The 19,059-nt window shown below is 60.1% G+C and carries 16 protein-coding genes; 4 read left to right on the top strand and 12 right to left on the bottom strand.

Translation table 11 applies throughout. From position 1 onward, the window contains the following. Positions 1 to 5: 5 nt before the first annotated feature. From murD to HMPREF3153_RS07555, 10 genes are all read right to left on the bottom strand, one after another. Entirely contained in the window at positions 6 to 1,445 is a 1,440-nt protein-coding gene (gene murD / locus HMPREF3153_RS07600; protein ID WP_070420485.1) for a UDP-N-acetylmuramoyl-L-alanine--D-glutamate ligase, read from the bottom strand. Positions 1,446 to 1,447: 2 nt separating this feature from the next. After that, positions 1,448 to 2,560 carry a phospho-N-acetylmuramoyl-pentapeptide-transferase gene (gene mraY, locus HMPREF3153_RS07595; protein WP_046645221.1) on the bottom strand — a complete coding sequence of 371 codons (1,113 nt, stop codon included), beginning with the start codon at positions 2,558 to 2,560 and terminating at the stop codon, positions 1,448 to 1,450. A gap of 27 nt (positions 2,561 to 2,587) precedes the next feature. Further along, complete coding sequence (gene murF / locus HMPREF3153_RS07590) at positions 2,588 to 4,123, bottom strand: UDP-N-acetylmuramoyl-tripeptide--D-alanyl-D-alanine ligase (protein WP_046645220.1); 1,536 nt, start codon at positions 4,121 to 4,123, stop codon at positions 2,588 to 2,590. Beyond that, positions 4,120 to 5,685 carry a UDP-N-acetylmuramoyl-L-alanyl-D-glutamate--2,6-diaminopimelate ligase gene (locus HMPREF3153_RS07585; protein ID WP_070420484.1) on the bottom strand — a complete coding sequence of 522 codons (1,566 nt, stop codon included), beginning with the start codon at positions 5,683 to 5,685 and terminating at the stop codon, positions 4,120 to 4,122. Before HMPREF3153_RS07585 ends, murF begins: the two co-directional genes overlap by 4 nt. Positions 5,686 to 5,744: 59 nt before the next feature. Continuing rightward, entirely contained in the window at positions 5,745 to 7,637 is a 1,893-nt protein-coding gene (locus tag HMPREF3153_RS07580; RefSeq protein ID WP_070420483.1) for a peptidoglycan D,D-transpeptidase FtsI family protein, read from the bottom strand. Positions 7,638 to 8,081: 444 nt separating this feature from the next. Continuing rightward, positions 8,082 to 8,888: a cell division protein FtsL gene (locus HMPREF3153_RS13035; protein WP_046645217.1), complete on the bottom strand. Its 807-nt coding sequence runs from the start codon at positions 8,886 to 8,888 to the stop codon at positions 8,082 to 8,084. Beyond that, entirely contained in the window at positions 8,885 to 9,952 is a 1,068-nt protein-coding gene (rsmH, locus tag HMPREF3153_RS07570) for a 16S rRNA (cytosine(1402)-N(4))-methyltransferase RsmH (protein WP_046645216.1), read from the bottom strand. Before rsmH ends, HMPREF3153_RS13035 begins: the two co-directional genes overlap by 4 nt. Before the next feature lie 156 nt (positions 9,953 to 10,108). Beyond that, entirely contained in the window at positions 10,109 to 10,543 is a 435-nt protein-coding gene (gene mraZ, locus HMPREF3153_RS07565; RefSeq protein ID WP_005528693.1) for a division/cell wall cluster transcriptional repressor MraZ, read from the bottom strand. Between the two features lie 715 nt (positions 10,544 to 11,258). Next, the gene (locus tag HMPREF3153_RS07560; RefSeq protein ID WP_046645215.1) at positions 11,259 to 11,651 is read right to left on the bottom strand and encodes a DUF3040 domain-containing protein; all 393 of its coding nucleotides are present in this window, start codon (positions 11,649 to 11,651) and stop codon (positions 11,259 to 11,261) included. Between the two features lie 202 nt (positions 11,652 to 11,853). Further along, a complete protein-coding gene (locus tag HMPREF3153_RS07555) occupies positions 11,854 to 12,294 on the bottom strand; it encodes an SAV_6107 family HEPN domain-containing protein (RefSeq protein WP_070420482.1) in 441 nt (146 codons plus the stop codon). 213 nt (positions 12,295 to 12,507) lie between these two features. Between HMPREF3153_RS07555 and HMPREF3153_RS07550 the strand changes: the two genes are divergently transcribed. Genes HMPREF3153_RS07550 through HMPREF3153_RS07540 form a run of 3 tightly spaced genes read left to right on the top strand, consistent with a single transcriptional unit; the run spans position 12,508 to position 15,809 of the window. Beyond that, positions 12,508 to 13,071: an N-acetyltransferase gene (locus tag HMPREF3153_RS07550; RefSeq protein ID WP_034656807.1), complete on the top strand. Its 564-nt coding sequence runs from the start codon at positions 12,508 to 12,510 to the stop codon at positions 13,069 to 13,071. 36 nt (positions 13,072 to 13,107) lie between these two features. Continuing rightward, complete coding sequence (locus HMPREF3153_RS07545) at positions 13,108 to 14,199, top strand: polyprenyl synthetase family protein (protein WP_070420481.1); 1,092 nt, start codon at positions 13,108 to 13,110, stop codon at positions 14,197 to 14,199. Positions 14,200 to 14,204: 5 nt separating this feature from the next. Further along, the gene (locus HMPREF3153_RS07540; RefSeq protein WP_046645212.1) at positions 14,205 to 15,809 is read left to right on the top strand and encodes an alpha-(1->6)-mannopyranosyltransferase A; all 1,605 of its coding nucleotides are present in this window, start codon (positions 14,205 to 14,207) and stop codon (positions 15,807 to 15,809) included. Here the strand turns inward: HMPREF3153_RS07540 and HMPREF3153_RS07535 are convergent. Then, positions 15,806 to 16,273: an Rv2175c family DNA-binding protein gene (locus tag HMPREF3153_RS07535; RefSeq protein ID WP_371440903.1), complete on the bottom strand. Its 468-nt coding sequence runs from the start codon at positions 16,271 to 16,273 to the stop codon at positions 15,806 to 15,808. The genes HMPREF3153_RS07540 and HMPREF3153_RS07535 overlap by 4 nt on opposite strands. A 29-nt stretch (positions 16,274 to 16,302) precedes the next feature. Between HMPREF3153_RS07535 and HMPREF3153_RS07530 the strand changes: the two genes are divergently transcribed. Further along, the gene (locus HMPREF3153_RS07530) at positions 16,303 to 17,667 is read left to right on the top strand and encodes a protein kinase domain-containing protein (protein ID WP_049160301.1); all 1,365 of its coding nucleotides are present in this window, start codon (positions 16,303 to 16,305) and stop codon (positions 17,665 to 17,667) included. On the opposite strand, the gene HMPREF3153_RS07525 is transcribed toward HMPREF3153_RS07530, so the two are convergent. After that, positions 17,664 to 19,052, bottom strand: a complete 1,389-nt coding sequence (locus tag HMPREF3153_RS07525; RefSeq protein ID WP_034656806.1) for a class II 3-deoxy-7-phosphoheptulonate synthase — start codon at positions 19,050 to 19,052, stop codon at positions 17,664 to 17,666. The two genes, HMPREF3153_RS07530 and HMPREF3153_RS07525, sit on opposite strands and share 4 nt — an antisense overlap. Positions 19,053 to 19,059 lie beyond the last annotated feature (7 nt).

Here is a 19,059-nt window from a genome sequence, read left to right as displayed (position 1 = left end):
CGTGATTAACGTGCGATGCGTCGGGCAGCCGCGGCAAAGCAGTCACCGCGTTGGCTCATTCCCGTGTACATATCCAACGATGCCCCAGCAGGTGCCAAAAGCACAGTATCGCCGCTCTCGGCGTGTTGCACTGCCGCAGCCACAGCTTCATCCATGGCGGCAACGGGGTCGGTGGATTCGATAAGGATGGTAAGCACGCCTGGGGCATGCGCGACGATGGCGTCGGCGAGCAGCTGCTTGTCGACGCCCATTATCACCGCCACCTTGATATGCGCGGCGTGTGTTTCGAGCAGCTCTGAGGTGTCAGCACCTTTAAGCTGACCGCCGGCGATCCACACCACGGAATCAAGCCCACGCATCGCGGCCTCGGCAGCGTGCGGATTGGTGGCCTTGGAATTATCGATATAGTCGACGCCTGCGTGAGAGTGCACGACCTCGCCGCGGTGGCCGGCCACGGTGTAGCTCTCGAGCCCCTCGGTAATCGAGTGGGGTACTGCGCCTGCCAGTGCGGCGGCAGCTGCGGCGGCACCGGCGTCCAGCACTCCAGCCATTCCGGCAGGCTCAATGGTGGTGACGTCCTCGATGAGGGTAACCGAGTGGCCGGCAACGTTGTTAAGAACGAGTTTTCCTTCGACAACGCCCGCTTCCCCATCGGCAGGGTCGGTGTGGGTGAAGGCGTGCACATCGGCGGAAATCAATCCGGCATTGCGCGCCTTGTCCGCGTATTCGCGCACGTGCGCATCGTCGCGGCCGATGACTGCGTGTGTACCCTTGAGGACCTTGGCCTTCGCCTCGGCATAGGCGGCGAAGGAGCCGTGCCAGTCGAGGTGATCATCTGCCAGGTTGAGCAGTACGCCGACCTCTGGGGTCAGCTGGGAGGACCAGTGCAGTTGGAAGGAAGAAAGTTCAGCAACCAGTACGTCAACGCGTGAGCTTGCCGCCAGCGCATCGAAGGGCGAGGTTCCGATATTGCCCACGGCCTGGGAGCGCTTGCCCGAGCGCTTTTCATCGGCCGCCATGACGGCAGCCAGCATGCCCGTGGTAGTGGTCTTGCCGTTGGTGCCGGTCACAGCGAGCCAGGTACGCGTGGGGCCAAAGACCTCTGCCTTATCCAAGCGATAAGCTAGCTCGACATCGCCGATCACCTCAACGCCCGCTGCAGCGGCGGCCACCAACAGTGGTGAGCTCGGCGCCCAGCCTGGTGAGGTAACCACGAGGGAGAACTCCGCGGGATCAACAGCGGCGGTATCAACGGTCGCGACGCCTAGGTCGGCAGCGAGTGTGGCACGTGAGTCGGCGTTGCCATCGGCCACAACCAGGTCTGCTCCCAGCCCCCGCAAGACGGTGGCGCAGCCGCGGCCGGACACTCCGGCGCCGGCCACCAAGATACGGCCTCGCAAGGACTCGGGAAGTCCTCCAGCTAGGTTCTCTGGCACTTTAGTCATGACTAGCCCACCAGCCCGATGCCGGAATCAGCGAGCCACTCGCCGTAGAAGATTGCCACACCAGTCATGGCGGCCATCGCCGCAATGAGCCAGAAGCGAATGACAACCGCGGTCTCGGCCCAGCCGCCGTTTTCGAAGTGGTGGTGGATTGGAGCCATGCGGAAGAAACGCTTGCCGGTGGAACGGAAGACCACGATCTGGATGACCACAGAAACGGTCTCGATGACGAAGAGCGCGCCAATGATGATCATGAGCAGCTCGGTGCGGCTGGTCACGGAGATGCCCGCAACCAGACCACCCAGGGCCAGGGAACCGGTATCGCCCATGAAGATCTTGGCCGGTGCAGCGTTCCACCACAGGAAGCCCAGGCAACCACCCAGGCCGGCGGCAGTCAGAACCGCCAAGTCCAGCGGATCACGGACCTGGTAGCAGCCAGCGGTGAAGTCAGCCGCGCAAGAGTTGCGGAACTGCCAGAAGGTCATGATGGTGTACGCCCCCATCACGATTGCGGTGGTACCCGCTGCCAGACCATCCAGTCCGTCGGTCAGGTTGACCGCGTTAGACCATGCCGCGATGAGGATGTACATGAAGATGAGGAACACGATGGTGCCGACAATGGTCGGGCCAACGGCAATGTCGAAAGTCTCGATGTCACGAATGAAGGAAAGCTTCGTGGAGCCAGGCGTCAGGCCCTTCTCATCGGGGTTCTGTAGAACCAGCAGGCCGAAGGCCAGAGCGAGCGCCAGCTGGCCCACCAGCTTGGCCGTCTTGTTCAGGCCCAGGTTGCGCTCTTTGAAGAGCTTGATGAAGTCATCAGCAAAACCCAAGCCACCAAGCCCCAGGGTCAAGCCGAGGACCAAGATGCCCGAGTAGGTGAAGCCACCATGGCCGGTGATTTGCCCGTAGATGCCGACCGTCAGGTAAGCCACGGTGATACCAGCGAGGATCGCAAGGCCGCCCATGGTTGGCGTGCCGCGCTTACGAAGGTGCGACTTGGGGCCGTCCTCGCGGATTTCTTGGCCCTTTCCTGCCTCCGAGAAATAACGGATCAGGAGTGGGGTGATAAAAATCGCTACGAGGAAGCTGACCACACCAGCGATGATGATCTGAGTCACGTGCTTGGGTTCCTTCTATTTCGTGAACTAGCTCTGGTTGAGCTTTTCTGCAACGAGCCACAGGCGTTGGGCATTCGAAGCTTTGACAAGGACGACATCTTTAACGTCCCTTTGCGGCCAATCGTCCACGCCCACAGGCGGGGTACGGAGGAGACTATCAACAATCTTTGCGGCCTCATCAACATCGGCACTGACACTAGTATTTATACCCTTTGCCTGTGCAGCTTCAGCCATCGCCCGCGTATTGGGACTGCTGCCTACAGCAACCAGATGGTCTACGTGGTACTTCGCGAGCTCTGCGCCCAGCTGACGGTGTGCGTCGAGGGCGTCGTCGCCCAGCTCACCCATCTCGCCGAGCACGGCAATAGAACGTGCGTCGGGACGCGCAGTGGCCGTGTATGCCAGCGCTGCGATGGCCGCACGCATGGAATCCGGGTTTGCGTTATAGGAATCATCAATCAGGGTGACTCCGTCGCGGCGGTTGCGCACGTCCATGCGGTGCTCCGACGCAATGCGGTGTCCAGACAACGCGTTTGCCACGAGTTCAGCGCTTAGCCCCAGCTCGATGGCGGCGGCCGCGGCGGCCAGCGCATTCGACACCTGATGCGCACCGAAGACCTGTAGTTTCACCGGAAGTGGCGCATGGCCTGGGGTATGCATGAGGAAGGAAGCACGGGCGACGTCGTCAAGCTTCACGTCCGTGGCATAGTACTGCGCTGGCGGAGTGTAGCCTTGCTTGGCGACGGCCGAGTAATAGACCACCTTTGCATTCGTGCGGGGCGCCATGCCAGCGACGAAAGAATCGTTTGCATTGAGCACGGCGACGCCGCCCTCAGCTGCAGATGGGAGCGCCTCGACGAGCTCGCCCTTCGCGAGCGCGATATTCTCCCGCGAACCGAACTCGCCTAGGTGTGCGGTACCAACGTTGAGGACTACGGCCACCTTGGGCGCGGTGATGCCGGTCAAATGCCGGATGTGGCCGATGCCACGAGCAGACATCTCGGCCACGAGGTACTCGGTGTGTTCGTCACAGCGCAGTGCGGTATAAGGCAGACCGACCTCATTGTTGAAGGAGCCTGGTGGTGCCACCGTCTCCCCAGCGGCGCGGAAGATCGTGGCGATGAGGTCCTTGGTGGAGGTTTTACCAGCGGAACCGGTCACGCCCACGATGTTGAGGCCGTCTTCAGCTGCTAGGCGCTGGGTGACGGCGCGGGCCAGTGCGGACAGCGCCTGGATGACTGCGGCAGCGGTGCCATCCTCGTCATTGGCATAGATGTCGGCGTTTGCACCGTCGCCTTCCACCTTGCCGGTGGGTTCAACAACGATGGCCGGAACGCCCACTGGACGCGCTGCGAGAACGGCCACCGCACCGGATTCAACGGCCTTCTCGGCAAAGTCGTGGCCGTCGACGCGGGCGCCTGGCAGCGCGAGGAAGAGGCCACCTGGGGTGACCTTGCGGGAGTCAAACTCTACGAATCCAGTAACTGTAGCTGCAGGATCTGGGACGCAGTCAAGGCGGCCGCCGGTAATGTCGGCGATTTCTTGGAGGGTCAATGCAATCATGCTTGTTCCTTACTCACAGTGTCACCGTACTCCGCATGCCTAACCGGCGCGCCACCGCCGAGTTTGGTGTCAAGAGCGCGGGCAACTTCTTCCCTGTCATCAAAGTGCAGGGTTTCATCACCCACGATTTGCCCGACCTCATGGCCCTTGCCAACGACGATGATAGCGTCGCCGGGCTGTGCCCACTCCACTACTGCGTCGATGGCCGCGGCACGGGAGCCGATCTCGCGAATGTCTGCGGTCTGGGAAGCCTTCTGCGCGCCCGCCATGACAGCGGCACGGATGGCTGCAGGGTCCTCGCTACGCGGGTTGTCGTCCGTAACCACGACGAGGTCTGCGCGTTCTGCTGCAGCTGCGCCCATGAGCGGACGCTTTGAGGAGTCGCGGTCGCCGCCGGCGCCGACGACGACGCCGAGGCGTCCGCCGGTCTCAGACAGCTGGCCGCGCAGGGTATCAAGGACCGCTGCAATGGCTGCTGGCTTGTGGGCGTAGTCAACAACTGCCACGAAATCTTGGCCACGGCTGATGCTCTCCATCCGCCCCGGTACGGCCACGCGCTCGACACCGTTTAGGAAGGTTTCGGTGTCCACGCCTACCGCAGCTGCCATGCCTGCTGCCAGCGCAGCGTTGGCGATGTTGAACTTGCCTGGCATCGGCAGCTCAAAGGAATAGGTCTCCCCACTGAAGCTCAATTCAACGTGCTGTGCGCCAGTGGGCTCGATGCCTAACTGACGGGCGCTAATCACCTGGTTGGTGTTCTCGGCTGTTTCCTCGCCTGTGGTTGAAACGAGCGTCAGTGGCTTGCCGGCGACTTGCTGCGCCATGCGCTTGCCCCAGTCATCATCAACGCAGATTACGGCAGCGGACGCTGCTTGCGGGCCGTCGAAAAGCGCTGCCTTGGCTGCGAAGTAATCCTCCATCGTTGGGTGGAAGTCGAGGTGGTCCTGGCTCAAGTTGGTGAAACCACCAACATCGAACTGGGTACCTCGCACGCGCCCAAGCTCAAGTGCGTGGGAGGAGACCTCCATGACCACGTGCGTGACTCCTTCGTGGCGCATGCGCGCAAAGAGCTCCTGCAGGGTCGGAGCCTCGGGAGTGGTGAGCTTAGTCGGCACGGGTTCACGGTTGATGCGGGTTCCGGTTGTGCCGATAAGACCCACCTTGTGGCCTGCGTGGAGAAGACCCGCCTCGAGGAGGTAGCTCGTGGTGGTCTTGCCAGATGTTCCTGTCACGCCCAGTACGGTCAAGTGCTCAGTGGGGTGCTCGTAAATTTCAGCGGCGATGAGACCCAACACTGCACGAATGTCTTCCACGACAATGATGGGGCGACGCTCACCAGCTTCTTGCAGGTGTTGTAGACCCGCCTCATCGGTGAGGATGGCCGCTGCCTCAGTGTCACCGGCAAATTGGGCACCGTGTACTCGCGTACCTGGAAGGGCCGCGAAGAGCCCGCCGGCGGCAATCGCCTTCGAGTCGAGACTGCACGTCGAAACAGTGACGGATTCATCGCCGATGACGCGGCCGCCGCCAATGGTGGCGAGGGTCTGGAGGTCTACGCTCATTGCATTTCTCCCTAAAGCTTTCTAGTGAACTTTTCTTGAGGTTTTAATAGTTGAGGGGCTTACTGAGCTCGCAAGGTTAATTCTGGGCCAGGCGGGGAGGTAGGGATGTTATCGCGATTGAGCAGCCAGCTTGCGATGTCTGTGAAGACAGGCGCCGCGGACTGACCACCGGAACCATTGTCGTTAACTCCGGACTGCGGCTCGTCGAGCATGATTGCCACAACAAAGCGTGGGTCGTCGGCAGGCGCGATACCCGCGAAGGTGATCCAGTAGGCGGAGTTCGAGTAGGCTCCCGTCTTCTCGTCAACCTTCTGTGCGGTACCGGTCTTGCCGGAAAGTTGGTATCCCTCGATCTTGTTGCCGCCGGCGGTGCCGTTCTGGACGCCATTCGGGTCGGATTGGAATACAGCGCGGAACATATCCACAGTGGTCTTCGCGGTTTCCTTGCTTACTACCTGCGTCTTCTTGGGAGCGTCGAGCTCCTCCTTCTCGCCGTTGGAATTGGTGATGGAGGAAATGATGCGTGGCTCGATGCGCTCACCACCGTTCGCCAAAGCCTGGTAGACGCTGGCCATCTGCAGCGTGGTCCACGACTGGCCCTGGCCGATCGGCAGGTTGGCGAAGGTACCGCCGGACCACTGCTCTACGTCGGGGACCAAACCTGCAGACTCGTTTGGCAGCTCAATACCAGTGGTCTGACCAAGGCCGAAGGCCTTGAGATACTTAGCGTAGCGCTCCTGCCCCAACTGCTGGGCGATCATCAGAGTGCCCACGTTTGAGGACTTACCGAAGATACCGGTGGTGGTGTAAGGCTCGACGCCGTGATCCCAGGCATCATTAACAGTTACGCCAGCCATATCGATGGATCCTGGAACCTGGTGAACCTGGTCTGGGGTGGTAACGCCCTCCTGCAGCGCTGCGGCCGCGGTGATGATTTTGGCCACTGAGCCAGGCTCATACGGGTGCGAAACGCTGTGGTTGTCGAAGGTTTTGTCTTCCTTGAGCTGCTTTTCGATGTCCTTGTTCGGATCGATGGTTCCCGTGTTGGCCATGGCCAAGACTTCGCCCGTAGCAACGTCGAGGACCACCGCTTGTGCATTCTTGGCCTTGGAGTTGGCGCGTGCCTTCTCCAGCTTCTGCTGTACATAGGTCTGCAAATCAAGGTCCAGGGTCAAGGTGACGTTCTTGCCGTCGGTTGCTGAGACCTCATCGCGCAACGTGCCGGGAATTGCCTGCCCATTGGTGGAAACATCCTCGGTGGAGCTGCCATCGATACCGGTCAGGGTGGAGTCGCCGGAAGCCTCGAAGCCGAACTGACCTTGTCCGTCCATGGAGACCTTGCCGATGACGTTCTCCGCGATGGAGCCATTCGGGTACTGCCGAATCTGCTGCTCATCAGCTGCGAGTCCGTGGTACTCAGAAGCGATTTTCACTGCTACATCCGGGTCCACGTTACGAACTAGAACCTCGTACTGGGTATCCGCGTGCAGTTTATCCAGAATCTGTTTCTCGTCCACGTCGCCGGTGTCCAATCCAGCATCCTTGATTTTGGAAGGGATGCCCTTCGCCATGTCCTTGAGTCGCTCTTCGAGCTTATCGTCAAGAAACTTCTTACGCGCGGCGTCGTCAAGCCCGTCAAAGGAAGCTTCTCCGGTAGCTTCCAACTCCTCCTGCTCACGAAGTTCGTCGCGCAGGCGCGTTGGCGAAACGGTGAGTGAACGCGACTTCATTGTGTAGGCAAGTCGCTGCCCATTGCGATCGACAATCTCACCGCGGCGAGCCGAGTCGATATACACGCGGGATCGCTGAGCCACAGCTTTAGCGGCAAAGTCGGGACCCCAGACAAGTTGTACCCAAGCCAAGCGCCCGACCAATGCCACGAACACCACCATAAGGACAGCAACAACGGTTTTGACTCGCTGCCGCAAGATAGCCTTCTGCGGCAAAGCCATGGCAGCCTTGGCACGCCCGGTACGGCCACCGCCCTGGGCCTGTGGATCACGTGTTGCAGGCGTTACTCGCTCACTCGGGCGCGACGCCGCACCTGCACGCGGCATAGCGGATCCAGTGGCGGCACCCCGATGGCTACGACCACCGGAACGCCCTCTTTGGCGGCCATAACGACCGCGATCGGCAGCATTATCCCTGCCATCGCGCCCATGCTCCCCTCGGGAACCGCGTCGACGGTCACCTGAATTGGGTGGAGTCACAAAGTCACCTTTTCCTTATGCCGCGTCGAATATAAAAGCCACTTAAATGCGGTTGCGGGCTCGGCGTGACCGATGGTCTTGAAGCTCGCCCGCAAAGCAGGCAGTCTTGCTTGAAGATTCTGCCTTATAAAAGCCAAGTGCTCGCACAGGCACGCGCGAGCACATCTGAAGAAGCAGGATTTTTAGCTAGTTAGCGTATGGCGCTTGGGCTGGGATGTTCGGCAGATCCTGCGGTGCTGCCGGAGCAGATTCCTGCCCGGCCGGAGCCTGGCCATTGTTATTGCGCGCCTCACGTTGACGACCCTGCGGCACCTCGTTGAGACTATCTGAGATGTCCTTCGTTGCGTTCGGATCACTCGATGCCTGGCCCGGACGGACTGGCTCGCCGTTGACGTCAACAATGGACTCAGTGCTCAACTCAGCCGGACGCTTCTCGTTGACAGCCCCGTCTGGGCCGACCTCTACGATTCCTGGCTGGGTAGGTACACCCATCTTGGCATCATTGGCACGCCGCGCAACGTCAGAAGCCGAGCGCACATTTTCGAGGTCACGATTCAGCGTCTCAAGCTGGTTATTCAGCTCAGACTCGCGAACTGTCAAGTCCTTGACCACAAAGGTCTGGGCAGTCGAGATACCAGAAAGCCACATCGACACCACGACGCCGAAAATCAGCAATCCGATGGCCATGAAGGACATACGAGTAAAAAGCGAGCTCTTTTTATTTAGCGACTGCTGTGGAAGACGACGGCCACGGAAAGAAACAACCTGCTTCGAACCCAAGCGGTTTCCGCGGCGCGCCGGCACCTGCGTACGGTGCGGCATTTGGCGCGGAGTGCGCTGGGGAACGGCGCGGCGGCCTGGCTCTAGAAGAGTCGTGGCAGCTCCGGTATCGGCACCGGTTGTAAAGTCGCGGCTCGCCCCCATGGTGCGGGTCCTCTCTTGTGTGGTGTTGCGGGAAGTGTGTGGTGCGGTAGTGCGTTCGTAGAGGCTCATGCACTACCTCCCGGTGGGTGCAGGTGAGGCTCGCCCTCGAGTCTCTCTATGGCCCGCACCCTCACGGATGCGGCGCGGGAGTTTTCTTCAATTTCCTCGGCGCTCGCCTTTTCAGCGCCACGGGTGACCGTTTTAAACTTTGGAGCCGTGCCTGGAAGATCCATCGGAAGCCCGGCTGGCGTCTTAGACGCAGCCAGCTCGGCGAAAGCCTGCTTAACGATGCGGTCCTCGAGAGACTGGTAGCTCATGAACACCGCGCGTCCGCCGACGTGTAGTGCATCTGTAATAACGGGGATCACCCGCTCGATTGCCTCAAGCTCGCGGTTAACCTCGACGCGCAATGCCTGGAAGGTGCGCTTTGCCGGATGCCCACCGGTGCGGCGAGTTGCCGCGGGGATGGTGGCGTAGAGCAGTTCGACAAGACGTTCGGAGTTGCTGAACGGCTCTTTCTCACGCTCCTTGAGGACCGCCGAGGCAATTTTGCCTGCGAAACGCTCATCCCCGTAGGTCTTGAGAATTCGTGCAAGGTCGCCATGGCTGTACGTGTTCAACACGTCTGCAGCGGTAATGCCATGCGAGGGGTCCATGCGCATGTCCAACGGTGCATCCGTCTTATACGCAAAGCCGCGCTCAACTTGGTCGAGCTGCATGGAAGAAACACCCAAGTCGAACAGGGCGCCAGCAATGCCGTGCTCGCAAGCAATGTCAAAGATTGCACCCTCTCCCCTGGCAATTTCGCCGCCGACCTCGTCGAAGCGTGCGTTGACGCCCACAAAGCGATCCTCGAATGGCTCCAAGCGCTCGGTGGCTGCGGCCAGCGATGCGCCATCACGGTCAACGCCTACCACGTGCAGGTTAGGGAAAGTCCGCAGGAAAAAATCGGCGTGGCCACCGGCACCTAAGGTGCCGTCAACGACAACCGCGTTGCTCCCGGCCGCTTCAATTGCGGGCGCGAGCAGTTGAGCCATGCGCTCGCGCATGACTGGAACATGGCCGTGGTTTTCGGCTATGTCGTAGTTAATGTTGTTGGCTACGTTGTCAGTGTTCTTGTCTTGAGCCGTCATTACTGCTCGTCACCCCCTTTTTTCTCAATTGGTCCCACAGAGCAAAAAAAGTGCGTATAGGGCCCTGTCCGAGGCAGGTTTCTGATATCGGGGAAGTACACCAGAGCATCCACCTCGGGCAGAGTCCGTACACGCACTCATCGCTGCCCTTGCTCTTTAGAGCAACCCAGCGAGTACGTCATCGGCGTCTGCTGCCGAATAAGCATCTTCAGTTTGCGCCTGGTACTCAGCCCACGCGGCTGCGTCCCAGATTTCGAGGAAGTCCACTGAACCGACCACCACGCATTCCTTTGAGAGGTTTGCGTATTCGCGGTGTGCGGCTGAAAGAGTGATTCGTCCGTGTCCATCCGGCCTTTGCTCATCCGCACTTGCTGCCAAGTTACGAATAAACGCACGCGCGTCTGGGTTGGTGCGAGACACTGCTGCCGCTTTCCGTGCACGCGCCGCGAATTCCTCACGCGGATAAACCGCTAGAGAGTGATCCTGACCTTTGGTGACCATAAGGCCGCCAGCCAAATCTTCGCGAAACTTAGCGGGAAGCGTAAGCCGCCCTTTGTCATCGAGTTTGGGAGTGTAGGTACCCAGAAACATCCCGGGCCCACCTTCCTGTCACTCGAAACTCCGGATTCCTCTGGCATGAAACCTTGCGCCAAACCCTCGGGATTTACTCGAAATTCCGACGCTCACTTTCACACTGCGCCCCACTCTACCCCACTTTCCCCCACTTCTGTCACCTCAAGCCGCGTGTTCAAAGAATTTCAAGTCGATCGATCGAGGTAGACACCTGTTTTAACGGTGGGAAGAAATCCCCGCTACCCCCTTGACGCCACCCCACAACCACCCCTTTGGCCCCACATGTAACACCTACATATTGCGCACCATAAGTCTCAATAGCCCCTTATATTGTGAATTCTCCACCCGCACACCGCGCACCATCCGACGCCATTTACCCATTTCGCAAAATAACAGACCTGGAAAACCAGACGTCAAGGTCAGTTTTGCTCACACTCCAAACTCCGACAACAGCGACCACAAGGTCTGGGATTCCAGGGTTGCACTTCTAGAAAGCGCCGCCACAACTTCAACCCAAACGTCCCCCCGGTGGGGCAAAGTGGGGAATGTGGGAGAAAGTGGGGAATATGGGGCAAAGTGGGGAATATGGGGCAAAGTGGGGATTAGAAAGTGGGAACCTTGAAGTGGGAATCTCACAAAGGGCTGAACGCAAAAAGCCCGCATCCCCTCTTCCACTTGGGAAGTTAGGAATGCGGGCTCAACCCACAAATTCGGCTTGTTTCAGCGCTGGCGCTTATCGCTCTTCGAAACGACGGCGGAAGTTCTCCTCCAGACGGCCGCCTACTCCGCCCTGACCACCAGCCGACTTCTGCTTAGCGCGAGCATCCGAGTAAGACGGCACCTTCTCCTTGCGCCCACGCAGCATCCACACGCCAGAGGCAAACATAACAAGGAATCCGACGATAGAAATGCTGACGAACCAGAGGTTCTGCTGCGCGAGGGCTACGCCGCCCACCAAGAGCAAGAGACCCACGACGATGAGCGCAATGCCTCGAAGGGTAATCGCACCACCGTTGCCACCGAAGCCGGAATCCTCAGCAACAGAGGAACCAAACTTAGGATCATCCTGCAATAAGGACCGTTCAATTTCACGGAGAGCTTGCTGCTCGTGCTCGGAAAGCGACACTGTTCCTCCAACTGATTTCAATGGGTCTAGGGCTAAGTTCCACAACGCAGTGCACAAATGCTGGCCGCACACGCTTTGGGATACACCATATTTTGTGAACTACTAATTATCTAACGCCCAGAGTAACCAGTTAGTTCCCGCAAATACAGTCTACCCCCACATAACTGGGGTACAACACGCCGAACATGTCCCAGTTCCCGCTTTACGCAGCAAGGGAGCCGAAGCCCATTTCCTCTTCCACATAGGAAAGGAATTCCGCCGCCAAGGCCATCACTTCAAGGACAACCTCGTCCGAAGGAGCGTCCTCCAAGCCAGAGACCACCCGGGAGCGAAGACGAGAGTAAGCACCAAAGCGCTCAGCCCATTCCTTTTCCTCTCCCCCAACGAGTGCGAGCTGCGCCCAAGCACTCGACGGAAGGCGACGCCGCTTTGCCACCGCAGAGTCCGCAATACGAGCACCGGCCGTACGGAGGCCCGCCTGATAAGCAAACTCCAGCGCCTGATCCCAACGGCCCGCAGCAGCCATGACACGAGCTTGCGCTAGCAAGTCGCTTGCTTGCTCCATAAAACGGTCACGCTTGAATGCGCCCACTGCCGCGCGCGACCCCCTGAACTGGGCCGTAGCTGAAATTACCTGTGCCATGATGCTCCTCCTTCGCTGGTATTGACTAACAATCTAAAGAGCCTTCCGGACATCTACCTTCATTTTAGATCGCTTGTTCGAATAGTGCAATAGTTTTTCCACTTCAGAGCGTTTTTAACTTTCGAAAATCTACACACGATGTTCATTTTTAAAAACAGAAAAGCTGCGCAATTACGTTGTCGAACAACCCCTAAGTCTGCTGTTATTAGAAGTGTGAGTTTTCAAATTCGGCGCCTGAGCCCCCAAGAATTCGCCATGCTGGCCCCACAGTTGGTGGACATCTACATCGAAGCCATGGGATATAACCCCACCATTCGGGCTAACCGGATTAACGCGTGGAAGGCTGATGTCATGCGTCCCGGATTCACTGCGGTTATCGCCGAAAATGAATTCGGCATCGCGGGCTTGGCCTACGGTTTTGTCGGTACGCCGGACACCTGGTGGGACCGCCAGCTGCGCCGCGGTTTCACCGAGGCCGGCGGCCCCACGCCCGAGCAACTGGACATCTTGCACAACTATTTCGAGCTCGCCGAGATTCATGTCACCCCTAACTTGCAGGGCCATGGCTTAGGCCTCTGCCTCATCGAGGAACTCGCGTGGAACGCGCCAGCCTCCTATCTCTTGTTATCCACGCCCGAGGTCCCCAACGAGGCAAACGCCGCTTTTGGCCTTTACCGCAAAGTGGGATTCTTCGATGTCCTACGCAACCTCGAATACCCCGCAGACGAACGCGCCTTTGCGATTCTCGCGGCACGGTTGCCCCTGTCTGCCACCTAATTAGAAACGTCTGCCCTAACAGGTAACGTGTGAGGGGTGAAAGACAACAGCATTCCCACCATCGAGCAGTTCCCCGACCTCGCCCGCGAAAAGCTCAGCGAGTTCCTCGCACAGCGTCGCCCCGAGGTTGCAGAAATTGGTGAACCCGTTGTCAACGCAACGAACTTCCTAGAGTCCTTCGTTCTCGATGGCGGCAAGCGCATTCGCCCCACCTACGCGTGGGCTGGCTTCCTCGGCGCGCACGGCCTAGAGAGCGGCGAGGAAGCCCAGGCTATGGCCACCGCCGCCTCATCGCTGGAGTTCATCCAGGCGTGCGCGCTTATCCACGATGACATCATCGATTCCTCTGATACCCGGCGCGGAAATCCCACTGTGCATCGCGCCGTCGCAGCACAACACAGGGCCAAGGGCTACCACGGCGATGCCGACTTCTTCGGTCAATCAGTAGCCATCCTGGTTGGCGATCTTGCACTCGCATGGGCCGAAGACATGCTGCAGGGCTCCGGCCTCAGCGGCGCCGCGCTGCATCGCGCTCGCGGCCCATGGTCAGGTATGCGCACCGAGGTCATCGGCGGCCAGATTCTAGACATTTCGCTGGAGGCCGCGGGTTCCGAAGACCTAGCGCTAGCCAACTCGGTCAACCGTTACAAGACGGCCGCGTACACCATCGAGCGACCGCTTCACCTTGGTGCCGCAGTCGCAGGCGCCGAGCCTGCGCTTATCGACGCTTTCCGTGGCTACGGCCGCGACATCGGAATCGCCTTCCAGCTGCGCGATGACCAGCTCGGCGTCTTCGGCGACCCCGCGATCACTGGAAAGCCTGCTGGCGACGATCTGCGCGAAGGCAAGCGCACCGTCCTCCTTTCCTTGGCGCTCCAGCACGCCGACGCGAAGGACCCAGCCGCTGCCAAGACGCTGCGTAGTCTCATCGGCAACACCGAGGATCCCGCTGACATTGCCCGTATGGCGCAAATCATCGAGGACTCCGGCGCCCCAGCGCTGCTTGAAGAGCAAATCACCGCTCTCACCGAGTCAGGGCTGCGCCACCTCCGCGAGGCGCAGGTTGATGCCGACGTCACTCAGACCCTCGAGGCACTGGCCACCAAGGCCACGGCTCGTCGAATGTAGGCAGCATGTCAGTTACATCTCCTGCCTCCCCTGCTCCTCAGACCGCAGGCCCAAAGCACAAGGTGTATAGCCTGCAGCTGCCCAATGCACTACCGGTGGGCATCGTTGCCTCCATCATCTTGATGATTGTCTCCTTCTCCGGCGGCGCTACGCGCAACCGAGGCGGTTTTCTGGAGGCCCTCAACATCGGGTTCTTGGCCTACGGGCACGGCCGCAACGTGGGCATGGTTCTCTACTGGTTCGGCCTCTTTGGCCTCGTCGCTGCATGGATCCTGGCCGGCCGCCAGGTGGTCGCGCCGCAGCTGAAGAATCCTACTCCTGACGGAGGCCTGCGCGAGATCCGTCGCATGCTCGCCGCATGGATCGCTCCACTGCTCTTTGCTGCACCTCTTGCCTCCCGCGACGTCTACTCCTATCTCATGCAAGGCGCCATGGTGCGCGATGGTTTCGATCCCTATACCGAGGGCGCAGCCGTCAACCCGGGACCATTTCTGCTTGAGGTTTCCCATGACTGGCGCAACACCACCACCCCTTATGGCCCGTTGCACTTGTGGACCGCCGAAGGCGTCACGCGCCTAGTGGGCGATAACGTCGCCGCAGGAATCATCGTCTACAAGGCAATCTCCGTCCTCGGCTTTGCCGTCATCGTCTTCGCAATTACCCGCCTGGCCCGCGCCTTAGGCGGCGACCCCGCTTTGGCACTGTGGTTGGGTGTGGCCAATCCGGTAGTTGTCCTTCACCTCATCGGTGGCATGCACAACGAGTCCGTCATGGTGGCCCTCGTGTCCCTGGGCCTGCTTGCCGCGGTACACAAGCGCTTCCACATCGGCCTCATCCTCATCGGCGTGGCCGTGGCGCTCAAGGCAACGGCCATCTTTGCAGCACCCTTCGTAGTGTGGATGATGGTGCTTCACCACGCACCGCGGGAACGCGGCGTCGCCAAACAGGTGCTCGCATTCGTCATCTCTGGAATCGTGGCGTTGGTTGAGGTAGCTCTATCCGTCGCCGTCATTACATGGGTCTCGGGCAGTTCCTGGGGATGGCTCTCCCAAATCAGCGGCAACTCCAAGGTGGTCAATCCCCTCGCCGGCCCTACCTTCGCAGCCGACGTCCTCATCCCGCTTATCCAGGTCTTTAGCCCAGAGACCACATACAACGGTGTACTGGGTATGCTGCGCAGCATCTCGATGGTCTTCATGCTCATCGGTTTGGTCTTAATGTGGTGGCTGGGCCGCGGTTCCATCAACCGCGCCATCGCAGGTACCGCTGGCGCCTACCAGGTCGCGTTCGTGTTCAACTCTGTAACTCTGCCGTGGTACTACGCCTCGGTGTTGACCCTCATGGGCACATTCCGCCCGCCGCTGCTGCTCATCAAGATCACCACGGGCGTCTCGCTATTTATTGGCGTAGCTTTCTCCGGCGACGGAAACCACCAGCTCTACAACTGGTGGTGGGATATCGGCATGGTCGTCGCCGCATGGGCGCTTACGCAGTGGATCTTTGCTGGGCTGCCGGAAAACCTCGGCAGCGGTTTACGGGAGCGGGATCGCGCCGCCAAGCCACGCCCTGTGCTTGACGACGCCCCCGCATCTTCCCCCGAAGCTTCCTAAAAGGCCGAAGCCTGCGCGCGGCGGATGACCTCGCGCGCAAGGTGACCGTGCAGTGCGTCGATGGGTCGGCCCGGAAGGGAATCGTCCTTGGTGAACAGGTGCACGAAGATTTCGTCGTCGTTGAAGCCGCCGTCGGTCAAGACCGTGATGACGCCAGAAACGTACTTGGAAATAACGCCCTTCTCGTTGAAGAAGGAAGCAGGAACGTAGCGGGTGCCTTCGCCGTCGCGCCACGCGATGAACTTGCGTGCGTTGAGCAGGTCGAAGACGCGGGTGATCTGAAGATCAAGCTTGTCCGCCACTTCCTGCAATGTCAGCAACTTCTCATCAGCCAGCAGGGCTGCGATTTGTTGCGTCTTGTCAGCAGGAGAATTGTTCTGCGCGTTGTTTGTCTCTACGTTGTTTGTCCGTGCACTGTTTGTATCTGCATTACTCACAGACACAACCTTAGCTGGATACCACATCTGCTTCCCTATCAGCCATACTGGAATGCATGACAAGGCTGGAAATAGGCGACGTACTCGAAGACCGCTATCGAGTTGATCGGCCAATCGCGCAAGGTGGTATGTCCACCGTGTATCGCTGCGTTGACTTGCGCCTAGGCAGAGCTGTGGCCGCCAAGGTCATGGACGAGCGCTACCAGGACGACCCTGCCTTTGTGAAGCGCTTCGAGCGGGAGGCCCGCGCCATGGCGCAGCTACAGCACCCCAATCTCGTTGCCGTGCATGACTTCTCTTCCGAAGGCGTGCCCATCTACCTCATCATGGAACTCATCACGGGCGGCACGTTGCGCGAGCTGCTCGCCGAGCGCGGACCCATGCCTGCGCATGCGGCTGCCGCCGTGATGCACCCGATGCTCATGGGCCTGGACGAGGTGCACCGCACTGGCCTGGTACACCGCGACATTAAACCGGACAACGTGCTCATTACCTCGCATAACCGGGTGAAGCTCGGTGACTTTGGTCTGGTGCGCTCCGCGGCGGCCGAGCAGGCGTCGAACCAGATCGTCGGTACGGTGTCCTACCTCTCCCCTGAGCAAGTCACGGGCGAGCCGATCACGCCTGAATCCGACGTCTATTCTGCGGGCGTGGTTCTCTTCGAGCTGCTCACCGGCACCGTGCCATTTAGTGGCGCGACCCCGATGGAACACGCGACAGCGCGCCTGCACGCCGATGTTCCGGCGCCGTCGTCACGCATTGCCGGGGTGCCGAAGCTTTTCGACGCTCTCGTGGCCACCGCAACCGCTCGCCAAGCCAGCGAGCGCTTCGCCGACGCCGGGGAGTTCCTCGACGCTCTTGACGACGTCACACGGGACCTAGATCTGCCGGAGTTCACCGTTCCAGTTCCGCGCAACGCAGCGGCCGCCCGCACAGCTGAACAGCCCACCGACTTCTCGGGAACCGGCGCCACGCACGTCTTTGACGCGACGACCACTATCGATACTCCCTCTGCAACCCCCGCAGAGCAGCACACCGCCCCTGCCCCAGAGGCAGCGACCGAATACATTCCGCAGACCCCTCCTGCGGATATCCCCCACCGCGCACCGCTGAGTTTTGAAACTCGCGCGGATTTGCCGGCTCCGCCCTTCGCCGCGCCACCAGGTCCACCTGTGGCCCCGCGCGGCGCGGAGTATCCAGCACCTAACTATCACGCACAAGCACCGCTAGAGCCCCAGCCTCAGGGCGCGCTGTCGCACATCGCTGAAGACGAGCCAGCCGAGCGCCCATTAAGCAACCGCAACGTGTTCACGCTGCTGCTGTTCTTGGCGTTCGTTGGGCTAGCAACCGTTGCCGTCGCCTTGGGCGGGTGGTGGTTCGGCTCCGGCCAATACGGTTCTATGCCGACGTTCTTCGCCTAGTTACGCAGCATCTCTGCGATGAGGAAGGACAGCTCCAGCGACTGCTGGGTGTTCAAGCGCGGGTCCACTGCGGACTCGTAGCGGCCCGGCAGGTCCACGTCAGTGATGTCCTCTGCGCCGCCCAGGCACTCGGTGACGTCCTCACCCGTGAATTCGAGGTGCACGCCACCTGGGTGGGTGCCCAGCTCGCGGTGTACCTCGAAGAAGCCCTGCACCTCGTCCACGATCTTGTCGAAGTGGCGGGTCTTGTAGCCATTCGATGCGGTGAAGGTATTGCCGTGCATTGGGTCGCACTGCCAAACAACCTTGTGGCCGGAGTCCTCCACTGCCTTGACTACTGCCGGAAGCACGGTGCGCACCTTGTCGTGGCCCATGCGGGTGATCATGGTCAAGCGGCCCGGCTCACGGTTCGGGTCGAGCTTCTCTGCGTACTCAACGGCCTGCTCCGGGGTAACGCCCGGGCCGAGCTTGATGCCCACTGGGTTGCCGATGATCGAGGCGAAGTTGACGTGGAAGTCTTCCAAGCCACGGGTGCGCTCACCGATCCACAGCTGGTGTGCGGACAAGTCATAAAGCTTGGTTTCGCCGTTAGAATCGACGCCGAGACGCAGCATGGAACGCTCGTAGTCCTTGAGCAATGCCTCGTGGGAGCAGTAAATCTCCGCCGAGCGCAGCGTCTCATCGGAAACCCCACAAGCATTCATGAAAGCAAGGCCATTCTCGATCTCATTGGCAAGCGCCTGGTAGCGCGCACCCGCCGAGGAGTTGGCCACGAACTCGCGGTTCCACTCGTGGAGGCGGTACAGGTCAGCGGTGCCGGAAGAGGTCAGCGCACGCACGAGGTTCATCGCTGCGGACGCATTCGCGTATGCACGCACCATGCGGGCTGGGTCGTGACGACGAGCTTCCTCGGTGGGTTCCACACCGTTGACGATGTCGCCACGGTAGTTGAGCAGACCGTTGCCATCGACGTCGGAAGAACGCGGCTTAGCGTACTGGCCGGCAATACGGCCGAGCTTGACCACAGGGGTGGAGGCACCGTAGGTGAGCACCACGGCCATCTGCAGGAGGGTCTTCACGTTGCCGCGGATGTGCGGCTCAGTGTTGGACTCGAAGGTCTCAGCGCAGTCGCCGCCCTGCAAGAGGAATGCTTTACCCAGGGCGACGTCGGCAAGCTTGCGCTTGAGTTCTTCAATCTCTGGGGCCACAACGATCGGTGGAACAGATTCCAGGATCTTGCGAACGTTGTCTGCCTGGGACTGATCCCAGCTGGGCTGCTGCTTCGCATCACGCGCGATGACGTCCTGGAATCGCTCCTCGATGCCTGCTGGCAATGGTGGGAGGTCCGGAAGTGCTTCTTTAGGGATATCTACTGTCCAACTCACATGGCTA

The organism is Corynebacterium sp. HMSC06C06, from assembly GCF_001807295.1.
Lineage (GTDB): Bacteria > Actinomycetota > Actinomycetes > Mycobacteriales > Mycobacteriaceae > Corynebacterium > Corynebacterium striatum.
This window is presented reverse-complemented; position numbering and strand designations above follow the sequence as displayed.

Excerpts from the sequence above, each read along its gene's own strand:
- murD (WP_070420485.1), bottom strand. The coding sequence starts at position 1,445 with ATGACTAAAGTGCCAGAGAACCTAGCTGGAGGACTTCCCGAGTCCTTG.
- murF (WP_046645220.1), bottom strand. The coding sequence starts at position 4,123 with ATGATTGCATTGACCCTCCAAGAAATCGCCGACATTACCGGCGGCCGC.
- HMPREF3153_RS07585 (WP_070420484.1), bottom strand. The coding sequence starts at position 5,685 with ATGAGCGTAGACCTCCAGACCCTCGCCACCATTGGCGGCGGCCGCGTC.
- HMPREF3153_RS07580 (WP_070420483.1), bottom strand. The coding sequence starts at position 7,637 with ATGGCTTTGCCGCAGAAGGCTATCTTGCGGCAGCGAGTCAAAACCGTT.
- HMPREF3153_RS13035 (WP_046645217.1), bottom strand. The coding sequence starts at position 8,888 with ATGAGCCTCTACGAACGCACTACCGCACCACACACTTCCCGCAACACC.
- rsmH (WP_046645216.1), bottom strand. The coding sequence starts at position 9,952 with ATGACGGCTCAAGACAAGAACACTGACAACGTAGCCAACAACATTAAC.
- mraZ (WP_005528693.1), bottom strand. The coding sequence starts at position 10,543 with ATGTTTCTGGGTACCTACACTCCCAAACTCGATGACAAAGGGCGGCTT.
- HMPREF3153_RS07555 (WP_070420482.1), bottom strand. The coding sequence starts at position 12,294 with ATGGCACAGGTAATTTCAGCTACGGCCCAGTTCAGGGGGTCGCGCGCG.
- HMPREF3153_RS07540 (WP_046645212.1), top strand. The coding sequence starts at position 14,205 with ATGTCAGTTACATCTCCTGCCTCCCCTGCTCCTCAGACCGCAGGCCCA.
- HMPREF3153_RS07535 (WP_371440903.1), bottom strand. The coding sequence starts at position 16,273 with ATGTGGTATCCAGCTAAGGTTGTGTCTGTGAGTAATGCAGATACAAAC.
- HMPREF3153_RS07530 (WP_049160301.1), top strand. The coding sequence starts at position 16,303 with ATGACAAGGCTGGAAATAGGCGACGTACTCGAAGACCGCTATCGAGTT.